The 14800-nt window shown below is 69.1% G+C and carries 14 protein-coding genes; 7 read left to right on the forward strand and 7 right to left on the reverse strand.

Going from position 1 to position 14800, the window contains the following annotated elements; translation table 11 throughout:
- Entirely contained in the window at positions 1-2421 is a 2421-nt protein-coding gene (locus tag G578_RS0123635) for a Lon protease family protein (protein WP_028796334.1), read from the reverse strand.
- A gap of 209 nt (positions 2422-2630) precedes the next feature.
- Between G578_RS0123635 and pcaD the strand changes: the two genes are divergently transcribed.
- Positions 2631-3416, forward strand: a complete 786-nt coding sequence (pcaD, locus tag G578_RS0123640) for a 3-oxoadipate enol-lactonase (RefSeq protein ID WP_028796335.1) — start codon at positions 2631-2633, stop codon at positions 3414-3416.
- 4 nt (positions 3417-3420) lie between these two features.
- On the opposite strand, the gene htpX is transcribed toward pcaD, so the two are convergent.
- Positions 3421-4287, reverse strand: a complete 867-nt coding sequence (gene htpX, locus G578_RS0123645; RefSeq protein WP_028796336.1) for a zinc metalloprotease HtpX — start codon at positions 4285-4287, stop codon at positions 3421-3423.
- A gap of 110 nt (positions 4288-4397) precedes the next feature.
- Here htpX and G578_RS27955 point away from each other — a divergent pair, with 110 nt between their 5' ends.
- The 3 genes from G578_RS27955 (at position 4398) to G578_RS0123660 (ending at position 6844) form a co-directional block, all read left to right on the forward strand.
- The gene (locus G578_RS27955) at positions 4398-4637 is read left to right on the forward strand and encodes a DUF1674 domain-containing protein (RefSeq protein ID WP_038015776.1); all 240 of its coding nucleotides are present in this window, start codon (positions 4398-4400) and stop codon (positions 4635-4637) included.
- Between the two features lie 275 nt (positions 4638-4912).
- Positions 4913-5794, forward strand: a complete 882-nt coding sequence (locus G578_RS0123655) for an isocitrate lyase/PEP mutase family protein (RefSeq protein ID WP_028796337.1) — start codon at positions 4913-4915, stop codon at positions 5792-5794.
- Between the two features lie 12 nt (positions 5795-5806).
- The gene (locus G578_RS0123660; RefSeq protein WP_028796338.1) at positions 5807-6844 is read left to right on the forward strand and encodes an L-idonate 5-dehydrogenase; all 1038 of its coding nucleotides are present in this window, start codon (positions 5807-5809) and stop codon (positions 6842-6844) included.
- Positions 6845-7150: 306 nt separating this feature from the next.
- Here G578_RS0123660 and rsmD read toward each other — a convergent pair whose 3' ends face one another.
- Both rsmD and G578_RS0123670 read right to left on the reverse strand, forming a co-directional pair.
- Positions 7151-7729, reverse strand: coding sequence for a 16S rRNA (guanine(966)-N(2))-methyltransferase RsmD (gene rsmD / locus G578_RS0123665; RefSeq protein WP_028796339.1), 579 nt, complete (start codon positions 7727-7729; stop codon positions 7151-7153).
- Positions 7695-8783: a pseudouridine synthase gene (locus G578_RS0123670; RefSeq protein WP_169400904.1), complete on the reverse strand. Its 1089-nt coding sequence runs from the start codon at positions 8781-8783 to the stop codon at positions 7695-7697. The genes rsmD and G578_RS0123670 overlap by 35 nt, the downstream gene beginning before the upstream one ends.
- Before the next feature lie 116 nt (positions 8784-8899).
- On the opposite strand from G578_RS0123670, the gene G578_RS0123675 reads away from it, so the two are divergent.
- On the forward strand, positions 8900-9334 hold the full coding sequence (locus tag G578_RS0123675) for a nucleoside deaminase (RefSeq protein WP_028796341.1): 435 nt from the start codon (positions 8900-8902) through the stop codon (positions 9332-9334).
- 7 nt (positions 9335-9341) lie between these two features.
- Here the strand turns inward: G578_RS0123675 and G578_RS27960 are convergent, their stop codons facing one another.
- Positions 9342-9935 (reverse strand): gamma-glutamylcyclotransferase, encoded by a 594-nt coding sequence (locus tag G578_RS27960; RefSeq protein WP_245565681.1) that lies wholly within the window; start codon positions 9933-9935, stop codon positions 9342-9344.
- A gap of 154 nt (positions 9936-10089) precedes the next feature.
- Between G578_RS27960 and G578_RS0123685 the strand changes: the two genes are divergently transcribed.
- Positions 10090-11103, forward strand: a complete 1014-nt coding sequence (locus tag G578_RS0123685) for a DUF2125 domain-containing protein (protein ID WP_028796342.1) — start codon at positions 10090-10092, stop codon at positions 11101-11103.
- Between the two features lie 44 nt (positions 11104-11147).
- On the opposite strand, the gene G578_RS27965 is transcribed toward G578_RS0123685, so the two are convergent.
- Positions 11148-12971 (reverse strand): GGDEF domain-containing protein, encoded by a 1824-nt coding sequence (locus G578_RS27965; RefSeq protein ID WP_051245219.1) that lies wholly within the window; start codon positions 12969-12971, stop codon positions 11148-11150.
- Between the two features lie 144 nt (positions 12972-13115).
- On the opposite strand from G578_RS27965, the gene G578_RS0123695 reads away from it, so the two are divergent.
- Entirely contained in the window at positions 13116-13493 is a 378-nt protein-coding gene (locus G578_RS0123695; RefSeq protein ID WP_028796343.1) for a TIR domain-containing protein, read from the forward strand.
- A 12-nt stretch (positions 13494-13505) separates the two neighbouring features.
- Here G578_RS0123695 and G578_RS0123700 read toward each other — a convergent pair whose 3' ends face one another.
- Positions 13506-14696, reverse strand: coding sequence for an MFS transporter (locus G578_RS0123700; RefSeq protein WP_028796344.1), 1191 nt, complete (start codon positions 14694-14696; stop codon positions 13506-13508).
- Positions 14697-14800: the final 104 nt, after the last annotated feature.

Below are 14800 nucleotides of genomic sequence, written 5' to 3' on the forward strand. Positions count from 1 at the left end.
CTAGACCTCGCGCTCGATGAACCGGCGCCGGGTCTCGGCGAAGGCCCGCATCCGCGCCTCGACCCGGGCATTGACCGTGCCGTCCGGATAGGATCCGTCGGCCCCGCGCGGGCCGGCGGGCACGCCGGTCAGGATCTCGATCCCCTCGGCGATGGTCGACACCGCCCAGACCTTGAACTTCCCGGCCTTCACCGCGTCGCGCACCTCTTCCTTGAGCATCAGGTGGCGGGTGTTGGCGGCCGGGATCATCACCCCCTGATCGCCGGTCAGGCCGCGGGCGGCGCAGATGTCGAAGAAACCTTCGATCTTCTCGTTCACCCCGCCGATCGCCTGGACGTCGCCCATCTGGTTGACCGAGCCGGTGACCGCGATGCCCTGGCGGATCGGCACCTCCGACAGGGCCGAGAGCAGGGCGTAGAGTTCGGTGGATGACGCGCTGTCGCCGTCCACCCCGCCATAGGACTGCTCGAACACCACGCTGGCCTGCAGCGAGGCGGGCACGTCGGTGGCGTAGGTCGCCGCCAGATATCCCTGCAGGATCAGCATCCCCTTTGAGTGCAGCGGGCCGCCCAGCTCGACCTCGCGCTCGATATCGACGACCTTCCCGTTGCCGGGACGCACGCGCGCGGTGATCCGGGTCGGCCGACCGAAGCCGTGGGTCCCGATCTGCAGCACGCTGAGCCCGTTGACCTGGCCGACCTCCGCTCCGTCGGTGTCGATCAGCATGGTCTCGGCCAGGATCTGTTCGCGCATGCGCCGTTCGATCCGGTCGGAGCGCCGGCGATAGGCCTCCAGGGCGGCCTCGACATCCGCCTCGACCACGGTCTTGTGGTTGTGCTCGCGGGCCTGGTAGTCGGCCTCCCGCATCAGGTCGGCGATCAGCCCGACCCGGGTGGTCACCCGATCCCGGTCGGCGACCAGCCGCGAGCAGTGCTCGATCACCCGCTCCACCGCCTTGCGGTCGAAGGGACGCAGGGTCTCGTTCTTCTGGATGGTGGCGATCAGGCGCGCATAGAGCGCGTCGTGCTCGTCGTCGCGCTCCATGATGTCGTCGAAATCGGCGGCCACCTTGAACAGGTCGGCGAAGTCCGGATCGGCCGCCGCCAGGGTGTGATAGAGCCGCTGGTCGCCGAACAGCACCACCTTGACCGACAGCGGGATGTCGGCCGGCTGGATCGACACCGCGAGGGTGGTGGTCGCCGCGTCCTGCGGGCTCTCGATCGTCACCCGGCCGCTGTACAGCGCACGTTTCAGGGCGTCCCAGGCGAACGGCTGCTGGAGCAGTTTCAGTGCGTCGATCAGCAGATAGCCGCCATTGGCGCAGTGCAGGGCGCCGGGGCGGATCAGGGTGAAGTCGGTCAGCATTGAGCCCATCTGGGCTCGGTACTCGATGCGGCCGACCAGCCGGCCGAGGGTCGGGTGGTCCTCGATCACCACCGGCGCGCCGACCTCGGCCTCGTGGCTGACGAAGACGTTGACCCGGAACCGGCGCTGGGGGTCGGGAGCGGCGGCCGGATCGGTCGGCCCTGACCCCTGCCCAGATCCCGACCCCTGCCCCTGCCGCGCCTCAGCCGGCTGGGCGAAGACGTGGATCTTCTCGATCAGATCCTCCTCCAGCGCGGCCAGCCAGGCCGCCAGCTCCTCGGTCGGGGTCATGCCCTCGCGGACCTCGGTCATCTCCTCGTCCACCAGGGACCGCGCGACGCTGTCGTTCAGCGCCCGGATCGCCTTCTGGCGGTCGCGCTCCAGCAGCGGCGCCTTGTGCAGGGCATCGCGCAGCAGCGCCTGGACCTCCTGAATGGCGGCCTGCAGCCGCTCGCGCCGGATCTGCGGCAGGGCATTGAACTTCTCCTGCGCCATCGGCTTGCCGCCATCCTCCGGCACCACGGCGAAGCCCTGCTCCGTGCGCACAAGCAGCAGGTCGCGCTCCTTGGCGGCGGCGGCCACGCCTTCCAGCGACTGCTCGCCCTGCTTGGCGAATTCCTGGTCGATCGCCTCGCGGCGGCCGCGGTACTCCTCGCCCTCGAGCACGGCGGCGACCGAGGCGGTCAGATCGGCGATCAGCTTCTCGATCCGCCGGTGCAGGTTAGGTCCCTCGCTAGGCGGCAGGCGCAGGGCGAGGGGCCGGTGCGGATCCTTGAAGTCGTTGACATAGACCCAGTCGTCCCCGGCGGGGAACCGGGCGGCCCGGTCCCGGAGATAGCCGCGCACGGCGGCGTGCTTGCCGGAGCCCTTGGGTCCGATGACGAACAGGTTGTAGCCGCGGGACCGCATGCGGGCGGCGAAGCGCACCGCCTCCAGCGCGCGGTCCTGGCCGATCAGCGTGTCGACCGGCTCCAGCTCCTTGGTGGTCTTGAAGCCGAGTTTGGAGAGGTCGGTGTGGCGGTACAGGTCGTCGACGGTCAGCGCGGGAATGGGCATGTCGGTCCTCTGGGCGGAAGCCGGGGCATTCGACACCTCGAGGCCGGCGATGTCGAGGCTCGAAGGCCCCGCGGATGCCGAAGCTCCACATGTCGAGGGTCGACGCCGGGGCGGCGGGGCGGTGTAATGATCGGACCGATCCGGAACGACAATCCATCCATCGTCTGCCCATCACTCGGGCTCAACGAAGAACCAAGCGGGGAAACGCCATGCCGCACGCCAAGATCAACGGCATCGATCTGTATTACGAGATTTCCGGCCGGGAGGACGGCCCGCCGATCCTGTTCTCCAATTCGCTGGCCTCCACGCTGCACATGTGGGACCCGCAGATGCCGGCGTTCCGCAAGCACTACAAGGTGATCCGCTACGACAGCCGCGGCCACGGCAAGTCGTCGGCACCCGACGGCGCCTACAGCATCGAGACCCTGGTCGACGACGCGATCGGCCTGCTCGACCACCTGGGCATCGACAAGACGGATTTCTGCGGCCTGTCCAAGGGCGGCATGGTCGGTCAGCGGCTCGCCACGCTGCATCCCGACCGGGTCGAGCGGCTCGTGCTCTGCGACACCGCCTGTTACATGGGCCCGCCCGAGCTGTGGGAGGGGCGGATCGACACCGCCGCGGTGGACGGGATGGAGGGCGTCGTCGACGCCACGATCATGCGCTGGTTCACCGAGCCGTTTCAGAAGCGCGACCCGGACGCGGTGGACAAGGTCCGCGAGATGATCCTGAACACGCCGGTGGCCGGCTTCGTGGGCTGCTGCCGGGCGATCCAGGCGATGGACCAGCGCGAGACCATCCAGGCGATCGCCGCCCCGACCCTGGTGGTGGTCGGCGCCGACGATCCCGGCACCACTCCCGATGCCGCCCGCGAGATCCAGAAGCGCATCGAGGGCGCCAGGCTGGAGATCCTGCCCGAGGCGGCGCATCTGGCGAATATCGAGCAGCCGAAACTGTTCGACGAGGCGGTGCTCGGGTTCCTGGGGAAGGGCTAGGGTTCTACCCCCACGGCCCCCGCTGCGGCGCGTCCTGTCCGGCCAGCGCCATCAGCCGGGCGATCCGCTCGCGCATCGGCGGGTGGGTGGCGAACAGGCCGTCCAGCGCATGGGCGTGCAGCGGATTGACGATGAACATATGCGCCGTCGCCGGGTTGTTCTCGGCGGCGTGGTTGTCGATCTGGCGCGCGCCGTTCTCCAGCTTCTGCAGGGCCGAGGCGAGCCAGAGCGGCCGGCCGCAGATCTCCGCGCCGATCCGGTCGGCGTCGTATTCCCGCACCCGGCTGATCGCCATCTGCACCAGGGTGGCGGCCAGCGGCGCCAGGATCGTCATGGCCAGCACGCCGACGATGCCCATCGGATTGTTGCGGTTGCCACCCAGGAACGAGCTCCACATCGCCATGTTGGCCAGCATCGAGATCGCCCCGGCGATGGTGGCGGTGATGGTCATGATCAGGGTGTCGCGGTTCTTCACATGCGCCAGCTCGTGGGCCATCACCCCGGCGATCTCCTCGTGGGAGAGGTGGCGCAGCAGGCCGGTGGTCGCGGCGACGGCGGCGTTTTCCGGGTTGCGGCCGGTGGCGAAGGCGTTGGGCTGATCCTGGTCGATCACATAGACCTTGGGCATCGGCAGATCCGCGCGCTGCGCGAGCTGGCCGATCATGTCGTGGAACCAGGGCAGCTCGGTCCGGCCGATCTGCCGGGCTCCGTGCATCCGCAGGACCATCTTGTCGGAGTTCCAGTAGGCGAACAGGTTCATGCCGCCGGCCAGCAGCAGGGCGATCACCATGCCGCCGCTGCCGCCCAGCAGGTAGCCCACGCCCATGAACAGCGCCGTCAGGGCGGCGATCATCAGACTGACCCGGAACATGCCGGCGCTCTCCTGTGCAGATGTGCGTGAAACCCGATTGCATGTGTGGGGGCGGGGGCGCCCCTTCAAGATCTGGCGGACCGCCGCCAAACGCCCTATATCCGCACATCATGAGCGAGTCGAAGCAGCCCCAGTTCCGTCAGGTGTCCGTCCCGCAGACCAAGGAGGCACCGAAAGCGTCCGACCGCGCGAAGCGTATCCCCGCGCCGGGCGAGGAGGTTGCCGTTCCGGCCCAGCTCGATCCCCGCGCGGCGGCCAAGGACCTGCCGCCCGAGCGCGGCGGCTACAACGGCCCGGAACCGACCCGCTTTGGCGACTGGGAACACAAGGGCCGGACGACGGATTTCTGAGGCGGGTTTTTCCCCTTTTCTTCCCTCACTTTTCCTTTCCATCACTCCCCGCATTTATTCCGGGGCCTACGCCTCGATGCGGCACTGAGTTCACCGCGGGATCTCCGTCGCCCGTTCGGTCGAACGGTGGGCCCCGGACTAAATCCGGGGAGTGAAGGAGGGTAGGCAGCGGGGAGCGCAACCTCCCAAACCCGCCTTGCGTTTCTGCACCTTTGATCGCCGCCCGCCTCGGCGTACCCTCCCGGCAACAAGGATCCACGGGAGGATGAACGGAAATGGCCACCCTCAAGAGCAAGTTCCAGAAGGGCAAGCTTCTCACCGCGCCGGGCGTGTTCGACGGCGTGTCGGTGCGGCTGGCCGACGCCATGGGCTTCGACGCGCTGTACATGACCGGCTACGGCACGGTCGCCTCGCATCTGGGCCTGCCCGATGCCGGCCTCGCCTCCTACCGCGACATGGTGGAGCGGGTGCGCACCCTGTCCGAGCTGTCGAAGGCGCCGCTGATCTGCGATGGCGATACCGGCTATGGCGGGCTGCTGAACGTCGACCATACGGTCCGGGGCTACGAGCGCGCCGGGGCGGCGGCGATCCAGCTTGAGGACCAGGAATTCCCCAAAAAATGCGGCCACACCCCGAACCGCAAGGTCATCCCGATCGACCAGGCGGCGGCTAAGATCAAGGTCGCGGCCGAGGCGCGGGACAGTGCCGACTTCCTGATCATCGCCCGCACCGACGCCCGCACCGCCCTCGGCCTCGACGAGGCGCTGCGCCGGGCCGAGGCCTTCGCCAAGGCCGGGGCGGACATCCTGTTCGTGGAGGCGCCGGAATCGGTCGAGGAGATGGAGATCATCGGCAAGCGCTTCGACCTGCCGCTGCTGGTCAATGTGGTGGAGGGCGGCAAGACGCCGGTGCTCACCGCCGAGCAGTATGCCGAGATCGGCTACCAGCTCGCGATCTACCCGGCTGCCGGTTTCCTCGCCGTGGGCCACGCCCTGAACTCGGTCTATTCCACCCTGAAGCGGACCGGCGCCTCGACCGAGCTGGAGGTTCCGATCTCCGATTTCATGACCTTCTCCAAGGCCATGGGCTTCGAGGATGTGTGGACGTTCGAGCGCGACCACGCCGATCTGGAAACCAAGAGCCAGGCGGCCGAGTAGGGGGACGAAGCCATGCGCGCGACCGTCCTGCACGGGATCGAGGACCTGCGGGTCGAGCCACGGGACGAACGCCCGCTCGGCGACGGCGAGGTCCGGGTGCGGGTGGAGGCCGGCGGCATCTGCGGCTCCGACCTGCACTACTTCCACCATGCCCGCATGGGCGACTTCCCGGTGCGCGAGCCTTTCGTGCTCGGCCATGAGGCGGCGGGGCGGATCGCCGAGGTCGGTCCCGGTGTGGAGGGGCTGGCGGTCGGCGATGCGGTGGCGATCAATCCGAGCCACCCCTGCGGCACCTGTGACCACTGCAGGTCCGGTCGCGAGAATCTCTGCGGCGACATGCTGTTCCTTGGGTCCTCGCGCCGGTTCCCCCATGCACAGGGCCTGTTCGCGGAGACCTTCGCCACCCAGGCGCGGCAATGCGTGCCGGTGCCGGCGGGAACCGATCCGGGCGTGGCGGCCCTGGCCGAGCCGCTGTCGGTCTGCCTGCACGCCGCCGGCCATGCCGGGCCGATGCTCGGCCGCCGGGTGCTGGTGACCGGGGCCGGGCCGATCGGCGCCCTGTGTCTGGTGGTGGCCCGGCTCGGCGGGGCGGTGGAGACGGTGATCACCGACGTGATGGACGAACCGCTGAAGGCGGCCGAGGCGCTGGGCGCGACCCGGGTGGTCAATGTGGCGAAGACTCCGGACGGGCTCACCGACCCGGCGCATCCGCGCGGGCGGTTCGACGTGGCGTTCGAGTGTTCCGGCAATCCGCACGCTCAGCGCGCCTGCCTGGAGGCGCTGGCCCCCGGCGGGGTGCTGGTGCAGGTCGGGACCTATGCCGACCCGAAGGTGACGATCGCGGCGGATTACGTGATGGTGAAGGAGCTGACCCTGAAGAGCTCGTTCCGCTTCGCCCGGGAGTTTCCCACGGCGGTGGCGCTGCTGGGCTCGGGGCGGATCGATACCGGGCCGCTGCTGAGCCACAGCTTTCCCATCGAGGACGCCATGCAGGCCTTCCGCACCGCCGCCGACCGCAGGCAGGCGATGAAGGTTCAGATCCGGTTCTGAGGGGGCGGGCCTCTCACCTCTCCTCAACCGTCATCCCGGACCGTCCCCGGGCTCGACCCGGGGCGGGGCCGGGACCCGGCCGCAGCACCTGCGAGGTCCCGGGCAGCCCCCGGATCGGGTCCGGGGTTTCCCGGGATGATGGGTAGGGGTTCAGGAATAGACAGGTTCATTCTCACTCCCCGTCTTCCCGGCCCTGCGCCCGGACCCAGGAACGGGGCTGCTGGAACCTTCGTCGCGTTCTGAAGGGCTCCGGTGAGCGGCACCCTCGGTCCCGGCGTGAAGCCGGGAAGACGAGTAGGGGAGAGTTTACGCGCCCACTTCCGCCTCATCCGATGTCCGGCCCAGCATCAGGATCCGCGCGCGGCCGTGGTTGCGCTCGTCCAGCACCTCGAAGCCGTCCGGAATCCCGGTGCGTTCGCGCTTGTCGGTCTCGATCACCACCACCGTGTCGTCGCCGATCCAGCCGCCCTTCAGCGCTGCCGCCAGGGCCGGGACCCACGCCTCGCTGCCATAGGGCGGGTCCATGAACACCACGCCGCAGGCGACCTGGGCCCGATCATGCCAGCGGGTGGCGTCGCCGGAGCGGACCTGGGTCCGCGCCTCGGCCCGCAGCTTCTCCACATTGGCCCGCAGTGCGTCCAGGGCGGTCGGATGGTTGTCGACCAGCACGACCCGCTCGGCCCCCCGGGACAGCGCCTCCAGGCCCATCGCCCCGGTGCCGGCGAACAGGTCGAGAACCACCCGGTCGCGCAGGACCGTGCCGAAGCGCCCGCTCTCCAGCATGCTGAACACCGCCTCGCGCACCCGCTGGGGGGTGGGGCGGGTGTCCAGGCCTTCCGGCGAGAGCAGGTTAGTTCCGCGGTGTTTTCCGGCGATGATCCGCACGGTTTCCGTCCTTCTTGCGTGGCGCGTCAGACTTGGCGGGACCGGAGCCGGCCCTGCCCTTGGAGGGACCCGGTTTGCCCGGCGCCGGCTTGGCGGCCGCTCCCTTGGCGGGTCCCGGCTTTGAGGGTGCGGCCTTGGGCCCGGCGGATTTCGCGCCCGGCGGCTTGGTACCGGTGCGTTTCGGCTTGGCCTTGGCCCGGCCGGTCTCGTCGCCGGTATCGAGGCCGAGCTGGCCCTTCAGCACCCGGGTCTTCACCTCTTCCACGCCGTTGGTCGGGATGTCGCCGAGCTGGAACGGGCCGTAGGAGATCCGCAGCAACCGGCTGACGCTCAGTCCGAGATACTCCATCACCCGCCGGATCTCGCGGTTCTTGCCTTCCTTGATGCCGACCGTGAGCCAGGAATTGGTGCGCGACGCCTTGTCGATGGTCACGTCGATGGCGCCGTAGGCGACCCCGTCGATCGTCACGCCGCGTTTCAGCCCGGCCAGCGCCTTCTCGTCCAGCGGTCCGAAGACCCGCACCCGGTAGCGCCGGGTCCAGCCGGTCGAGGGCAGTTCCAGATAGCGCGCCAGCCCCCCGTCGTTGGTCAGCAGCAGCAGCCCCTCGCTGTCCAGGTCGAGGCGGCCGACCGTGACGACCCGCGGCATATCCGGCGGCAGGGCGTCGAACACGGTCTTGCGGCCCTCGGGATCGCGGGCGGTGGTCACGGTGCCCCGGTCCTTGTGGAAGCGCCACAGGCGCGGCGGCTCGATCTTCGGCAGGGGCTTGCCGTCGACCACGATCTCGCTGTCGTCGGTGACGGTGACGGCCGGGCTGTCCAGCAGCGTGCCGTCGACCACGACCCGACCGTCGGCGATCCAGCGCTCGGCGTCGCGGCGCGAGCACAGGCCGGCGCGGGCCAGGCGCTTGGCGATCCGTTCCGAGCCGCGCTGTTCCTCGAACAGGGCCTCCAGCTCGGCGACCGGGCGTGGTGCCGGTCGGCCTGGTCGGCCGGCTGGCTTGTCGGCGGATCTGTCCGTGGATCTGTCGGCGGGTTTGCGGGGTGCGTTCATCCTCCTGCCTGTACCGCGCGCGCGGACGGATCGCAATGTTGCTGCAGCGTGCCGCGGCGATGGACAGTCGGTGTCTCTACCCCTATCCAGATCGCATGAGGACACCGACGACCCCGATGGCGATCGCTCTGGAGCAGGCCCGCCGCGCCGCCGAGGTGGGCGAGGTACCGGTCGGGGCCGTGGTGCTGGACGCCGCCGGACAGGTCGTCGCCCAGGCGCATAACCGGGTGGAGGCGCCGCCGGATCCGTCGGGCCATGCCGAGATCCTGGCTCTGCGGGCGGCGGCGCAGGTCCTGGGCACGCCCCGGCTCGTGAACTGCGATCTGGTGGTGACGCTGGAGCCCTGCGCGATGTGCGCCCAGGCCATCGCCCATGCCCGCATCCGCCGTCTGATCTTCGGGGCCTACGATCCCAAGGGCGGCGGCGTCGAGCACGGTCCGCGCATCTTCACCCAGCCGACCTGTCACCACCGCCCGGAGGTGATCGGCGGGGTGGAGGAGACGGCGGCCTCGGCGCTGCTCAAGAACTTCTTCGCCGCCCGGCGCCAATAGCCCAGCCTTAGAAACCCAACGTGCGCCGGGCGATCTCCTCCGTGGCCGGCGAAGGCTCGGCCAGCGCGGCGAGCACCGCCTCCAGCGCCCGGTCGCGCAGACCCATGGCATGGACATGCGCCACGGTCTGGCGCAGGTATTCGGCGTTCGGACCCGAGAGGCCATGGGCACCGGCGACGATGGCTGCCTGCTGGTCGACGCTCAAGGCCCCGGCGTAGTCGGCCTCGCTTCGGTCGACGGTATAGGTCACCGCCCGCTGCCGCCTGCCGCCGCCCAGATCGACCGTCACCGTGCTGCGCCGGTAGACCGGGTAGTGGGCGATCTCGCGCTCGTCCAGATAGGCCAGGGTCTCGGGCACCGCGGCTTCCGGCACCCGATAGGCCACGCCGCGGCAGGCGCCGCCGCGGTCGAGTCCCATCACCAGTCCCGGTCGCGCCGCCGTGCCGCGATGGTGGCGCGAGACCACACAGAGTCGGCGCCGGTAGCCGCGCAGCAGCGCGTCCGCCCGGGCCATGTGCTCGAATCCCGGCCGCCACATCAGCGAGCCGTAGCCGAAGACCCATATGTCGCCGGTCCCAATGCCGTCGTCCGTGGCCGTCACGTTGCGCGCATCCACATCTCTTCCCCGCCGCGGTTCCGATCCGTATTGTTCTCTTCCAAGCACCTAGGCGCAGGCAATGACCACCGCAAGCGATCCCATCGATCCCGTTTCCCCGAGCCGTCCGCCGAGGCCGGGCCGGAAACGGTTCTGGGCGATGATCCTCTTTGCCATCCTGGCCTTCGCCGCCATCGCCTGGAGCATCGGCTGGGTCCTGCTGTCGATCCAGCTCCGCGCCTCGATCGACGGCTGGATGGATTTCCGCCGGTCGGTCGGCGACCGGCTGACCCATGGCGACCGGGAACTCGACGGCTTTCCGCTGCGGATCCGCTTCACCTATGTGGACGTCGCCTGGGGCCGGGTCGACGGCCAGCGCGACCTGATGACCACGACCGACAAGCTCGTGATCTCCGCCCGGCCCTGGGAGCCGTTCACCCTGCATCTGGATAGTCCCGGGCCGGTGACGGGCTCCTGGCAGGCGCCCTCCCTCGCGGTCGGCCTCACGGCGGCCAGCGGCGAGGGGGCGATCCGCTTCTCGCCGGGTGAACTCGATCACCTGTCCCTCGACCTGCGGCAAGCGGTGGCCATCGACCGCCGGCGCGAGGTGGTCGCCCGGGCGAACCGGCTGGTGGTCGAGGCCGACCCGACGCCGACGGATGACGGCGACGACGTGCCGGCGACCCTGCAGTTCTTCCTGTCGGCGGAGGCGCTGGAGCCGACCGACCTGCTGACCCCGAACCTGCCCTTCGAGGGCCCCGCCGACGGCCGCATCCGGGCGAGCGTGCGCGGGCCGCTGCCGATTTCCCTCGACCCGTCGTCGCTGGCCCTGTGGCGCGATGCGGGCGGAGTGATCGATGTGGAGCATCTGGGACTGAACTGGCGCCCCCTGGACCTGACGGCCGACGGCACGATCACCCTGGACGGCATGATGCGGCCGGAAGGGGCGGCCTCGGCCGAAATGCGGGGCCTGCCGGCGATGATCGACCGGGCGGTGGATCGCGGCTTGCTGGCGCAGGATGTGGCGGCCCTGCTGCGGCTGGCGACGGCCGCCTTCTCGCGCACCGGCAGCGACGGGGGCTCCCCCTCGGTGCAGGCGCCGCTGACCATGCAGGACGGCCGGCTGGCCATCGGGCCGTTCAAGATCCTGAAGGTGCCGTCCCTGGTGCGATGACGGGAGGCCGATCGGCGGAGGCGGCAGATCGGCCGATATGGGGATCAGCCGAGGCGGCTGACCGCCATGCCGCTGACCGCCTGCTTGGCTTCCTTCTTCAGCCGGGCGATCGCGTCCATGACGGTGTCGATCGGCACCTCGTCGCGGCCGGCCCGCAGGTTGAGCAGTCCGGCGCTCACGGTCAGCAGGCCGTAGCGGTTGAGCCGTCCGTCGCGGCCCCGCATCTCCAGAAAGCCGCGCTCCCGTGTCTCGGCGTCGTAGAAGCTCTCCACGTCATGGGCAAAGCGCTTGATCAGCGCCGCCACCTGCTCGGTCACCTGGTCGGGATCCTCGCAGCGGAAGCCGGCGAAGAAGTCGTCGCCGCCGATATGGCCGACGAAGGCGTCGTGGTCGGCGGCGTGCTTCTGCAGCGACTCGGCGAACAGCTGGATCGCCCGGTCGCCGTTGCGGAACCCATAGGTGTCGTTGAACGGCTTGAAGCTGTCGAAGTCGAAATAGGCCAGCACGATGCCGGTCTCCAGATCCTCCAGCGCGTCGTTGACCCAGTCGCCGATCGACAGGTTGCCCGGCAGGCGGGTCAGCGGGTTCTGGTCCCGGGCGGCGGCCACGGTCTTCTCGTGCAGAACCTTCAGCAACGCGGTCGAGCTCATGAACCCGGCGTAGCGTCCGCGCTCGACCATCAGGATGCCCGGCGCGTCGGAGCGATGGGCGAAGATTTCCAGGATCTTCTCGATCGGCATGTCGACGCTGGCGGTCGGGCAGGACCGCACCAGATCGCGCAGCGAGCGGCCATAGGCCTTGTTGGCGATCAGGTCGCGACCGAACGGGGAATAGGCATAGGTCTTCAGATCGGCATCGCCGACCACGCCCACCGGCACGCCGGCCTGATCGACGACCGGGATCACGCTGAGGTCCCGGTGCTGGCGGAACATGTCGAACACCTCGACCATGGGCAGGTCGATCGCCATGGTCGGCAGCATCTCCAGGTGGCCCTGGAGCCGCGACTTGTCAGTCGAACGGTTGCGCCGCTCGCGGGCGTTCATCCCGGCGACGATCGGATACAGCGACAGGATGTGGTCGAGATCGGTCGTCGGCTTCTGGATCAGGTACCCCTGGACATAGTCGAAGCCGAGATCCTTGCAGGTCCGGAAATCGGCCTCCGTCTCCACCCCCTCGGCGATCATGGCGATGCCGAAGACATGCATGATGTCGACGAGGCGGGACAGGAACAGGCGCCGCTTCGGATCGGCGGAGACGCCGTTGACGAAGTAGCGGTCGATCTTCACGAAGTTCGGCTGCAGCTCGTGCAGCAGGCGCAGGCGCGAGTAACCCTGGCCGAAATCGTCGAGCGCCAGCCGCACCCCGGCGCCGGAGATCTGGTGCATGACGGGCAGGGCATCGTCGCCGGCGACGATGTCCTGGGTTTCCGGAAGTTCCAGGCAGAACCGGTCGGCGCTCATGCCGCTGGCGGCGATGGCGGCGGCCATGCCGTCGATGATGGTCCGGCCGCCGGAGGCCAGCAGTCGGGCGTCGACGTTCAGGAACAGCATGGCGGTGCGGCTCGGCAGCTTGACGAAGGCGTCCACCGCCTTGCGTTGCAGCCGGCGCTCCACCTCCTCCAGCACGCCGCTCGTGTAGGCGGTGTCGAAGAACTCGGCGATCGAGGCGTATCCGGCCTGATCGACACCCCTCAGCAGCGCCTCGTAACCGAAGGCGATTCCGGTATCGATGTTGACGATCGGCTGGAACGCGTACACAAGCGTGCTGTCGACGGCCTCAAGCAGGCGTTCGCCGTTGTCGGTGGCGTGAGGGTTCGGTGCGGACGCGTTCGTCGCCCCATCGAGAAGGTATGCGTCGGCTCGATGCATCTGTCTCTCGTCCGCAAAGCTTGGTGGGCTGCCGACATGAGACACAGAAATCCCTAACTAAACCTTAACGTCCGTTGGGGATTTTGATGGTAATTTTCGGAAAAGTTGCATCAGACGATGGCTGAAGACGTTACTCGGATACACGTGATCTTCGATTTGTCGCGGGAACGGCTGACCGCCCGGAAATTCCTGCACGAGATGGCGGAGCAGAACTGGCCGGTCCAGGTGACCGGCGCATCAAAACGTGAAGATTTAGACCCGCGTCACAAGGAGGTCGTGGTCACCGACAGGATGCGGACGGCGACGGTCGCCCTGGTCCTGGTCACGCCGATGTCCGGTGTGAGCCGGAACGTCAACGAAGAGATCAAATTCGCCAAACGCGCGAACCTGAACGTCGTGGGCGTGCTGGTCGCCGGATCGACCGCCCACACCAATCTGCCGGAAGGGCTGCACCGCTCCCGGGTGGTCGGTTGGGACTGGGGCGCGCTGAAGAAGGAACTGATGCCGAAGCGCGACATCTAAGGCCCATCTGGATCAGATGGGTCGATCGGACCCTGATGGGCTCTGGGCCGGAAGGCACCGGGACGCGACGAGGACGACGCAGGCGCACAGCGCGAGGCCGACGAACTGGACGAAAAAGCCGATCCCGGCGCCGTGCAGCACGGCGAGGAGCGGCGCGGCGACCGATCCCACGCCCAGGGACAGCGTATACTCCACCGAGATCGCCCGCGACCGGATGCCGGGCGACAGGTGGCGCCCCAGCAGCCAGGTCGTGATCGGGATCTCCGCGAACAGACAGGTCACGGCGAGCAGCGCCAGGACCAGGGCGCTCCAACCGGCCGCCTGGGACAGGGCGAGGAACAGTGCCGCCTGTGCGGTCAGCAGGGCGGTCAGCACTGGACGGGCGCCGATCCGGTCCAGCAGCTCGCCCACCGGCAGCTGGGCGATCGCCGCCACCGCGAAGACGAGCCCGGTGGACAGGCCGATCCAGGCCAGATCGATGCCGTTCCGGGCCAGGCGCTCGTCCAGGAATTTCGGCAGGGCGATGGTGACCATGTTGAAGATCAGCCCGCCCAGCAGCGCCGAGACGCAGACCACCAGGAACACCGTCCTCTGATGCGGGAGGCTGCCGGGCGACGGCCCGTCGCCGGACGGCGCGCGCGCCGGGCAGCGCCGGTCGACGTTCAGGCCGGAGCGGGCGAAGAGCAGGCCGCCGATCAGGAGCGCGATCGTGCCGGGGACGGCGAAGGCCGCCTGCCAGTGCCAGACCTGGGCCAGCACGCCGGTCGCCGCGGCAGCTCCGGCCAGGCCGAGATTGCCGAAGACGCCGTTGACCGCCAGCGCCCGCCCCGACCGGGATTTGCCGTCGGTCACCAGCGCGAGGCCGACGGGATGGTACAGGGACGCGAACAGGCCGAGCGCGCCGAGACCGGCTGCCAGGGAGACCGGACCGCTCGACAGGGCGATCGCGAGGCACGACCCGCCGATCCCCAGGAAGGCGACCGCGATCAGCGCCAGCCGGTCGTAGCGATCGCCCAGCCACCCCGCCGGCAGCGTGCCCAGGGCGAAGGCGACATAGAGCGGCGATCCCAGCAGCAGCACGTCCGCGAAGGTCATGCCCCAGGCCGGGGCGATGGCCAGGGCGGCGGTCGGAAAGATCAGCAGGCCGTAATGGGTCAGGAAATGAGCGGCATTGAGGAAGAGCAGCAGTTCGGTGCGGGACATGGCGGCCTCGATCGGGAGTGACCATGGCAGCCTGGCGGGGTGATGCCTTGCCGTCTGTCGATAGAATGCCCAATACTGATCCTAAGATGCCAAACCCGGATATC

Source organism: Thalassobaculum salexigens DSM 19539 (assembly GCF_000423805.1).
Lineage (GTDB): Bacteria > Pseudomonadota > Alphaproteobacteria > Thalassobaculales > Thalassobaculaceae > Thalassobaculum > Thalassobaculum litoreum.

Excerpts from the sequence above, each read along its gene's own strand:
- G578_RS0123675 (WP_028796341.1), top strand. The coding sequence starts at position 8,900 with ATGGCGATCGCTCTGGAGCAGGCCCGCCGCGCCGCCGAGGTGGGCGAG.
- G578_RS0123635 (WP_028796334.1), bottom strand. The coding sequence starts at position 2,421 with ATGCCCATTCCCGCGCTGACCGTCGACGACCTGTACCGCCACACCGAC.
- htpX (WP_028796336.1), bottom strand. The coding sequence starts at position 4,287 with ATGTTCCGGGTCAGTCTGATGATCGCCGCCCTGACGGCGCTGTTCATG.
- pcaD (WP_028796335.1), top strand. The coding sequence starts at position 2,631 with ATGCCGCACGCCAAGATCAACGGCATCGATCTGTATTACGAGATTTCC.
- G578_RS27965 (WP_051245219.1), bottom strand. The coding sequence starts at position 12,971 with ATGCATCGAGCCGACGCATACCTTCTCGATGGGGCGACGAACGCGTCC.
- G578_RS0123685 (WP_028796342.1), top strand. The coding sequence starts at position 10,090 with ATGATCCTCTTTGCCATCCTGGCCTTCGCCGCCATCGCCTGGAGCATC.
- G578_RS0123655 (WP_028796337.1), top strand. The coding sequence starts at position 4,913 with ATGGCCACCCTCAAGAGCAAGTTCCAGAAGGGCAAGCTTCTCACCGCG.
- G578_RS0123700 (WP_028796344.1), bottom strand. The coding sequence starts at position 14,696 with ATGTCCCGCACCGAACTGCTGCTCTTCCTCAATGCCGCTCATTTCCTG.
- G578_RS0123670 (WP_169400904.1), bottom strand. The coding sequence starts at position 8,783 with ATGAACGCACCCCGCAAACCCGCCGACAGATCCACGGACAGATCCGCC.
- G578_RS0123660 (WP_028796338.1), top strand. The coding sequence starts at position 5,807 with ATGCGCGCGACCGTCCTGCACGGGATCGAGGACCTGCGGGTCGAGCCA.
- G578_RS27955 (WP_038015776.1), top strand. The coding sequence starts at position 4,398 with ATGAGCGAGTCGAAGCAGCCCCAGTTCCGTCAGGTGTCCGTCCCGCAG.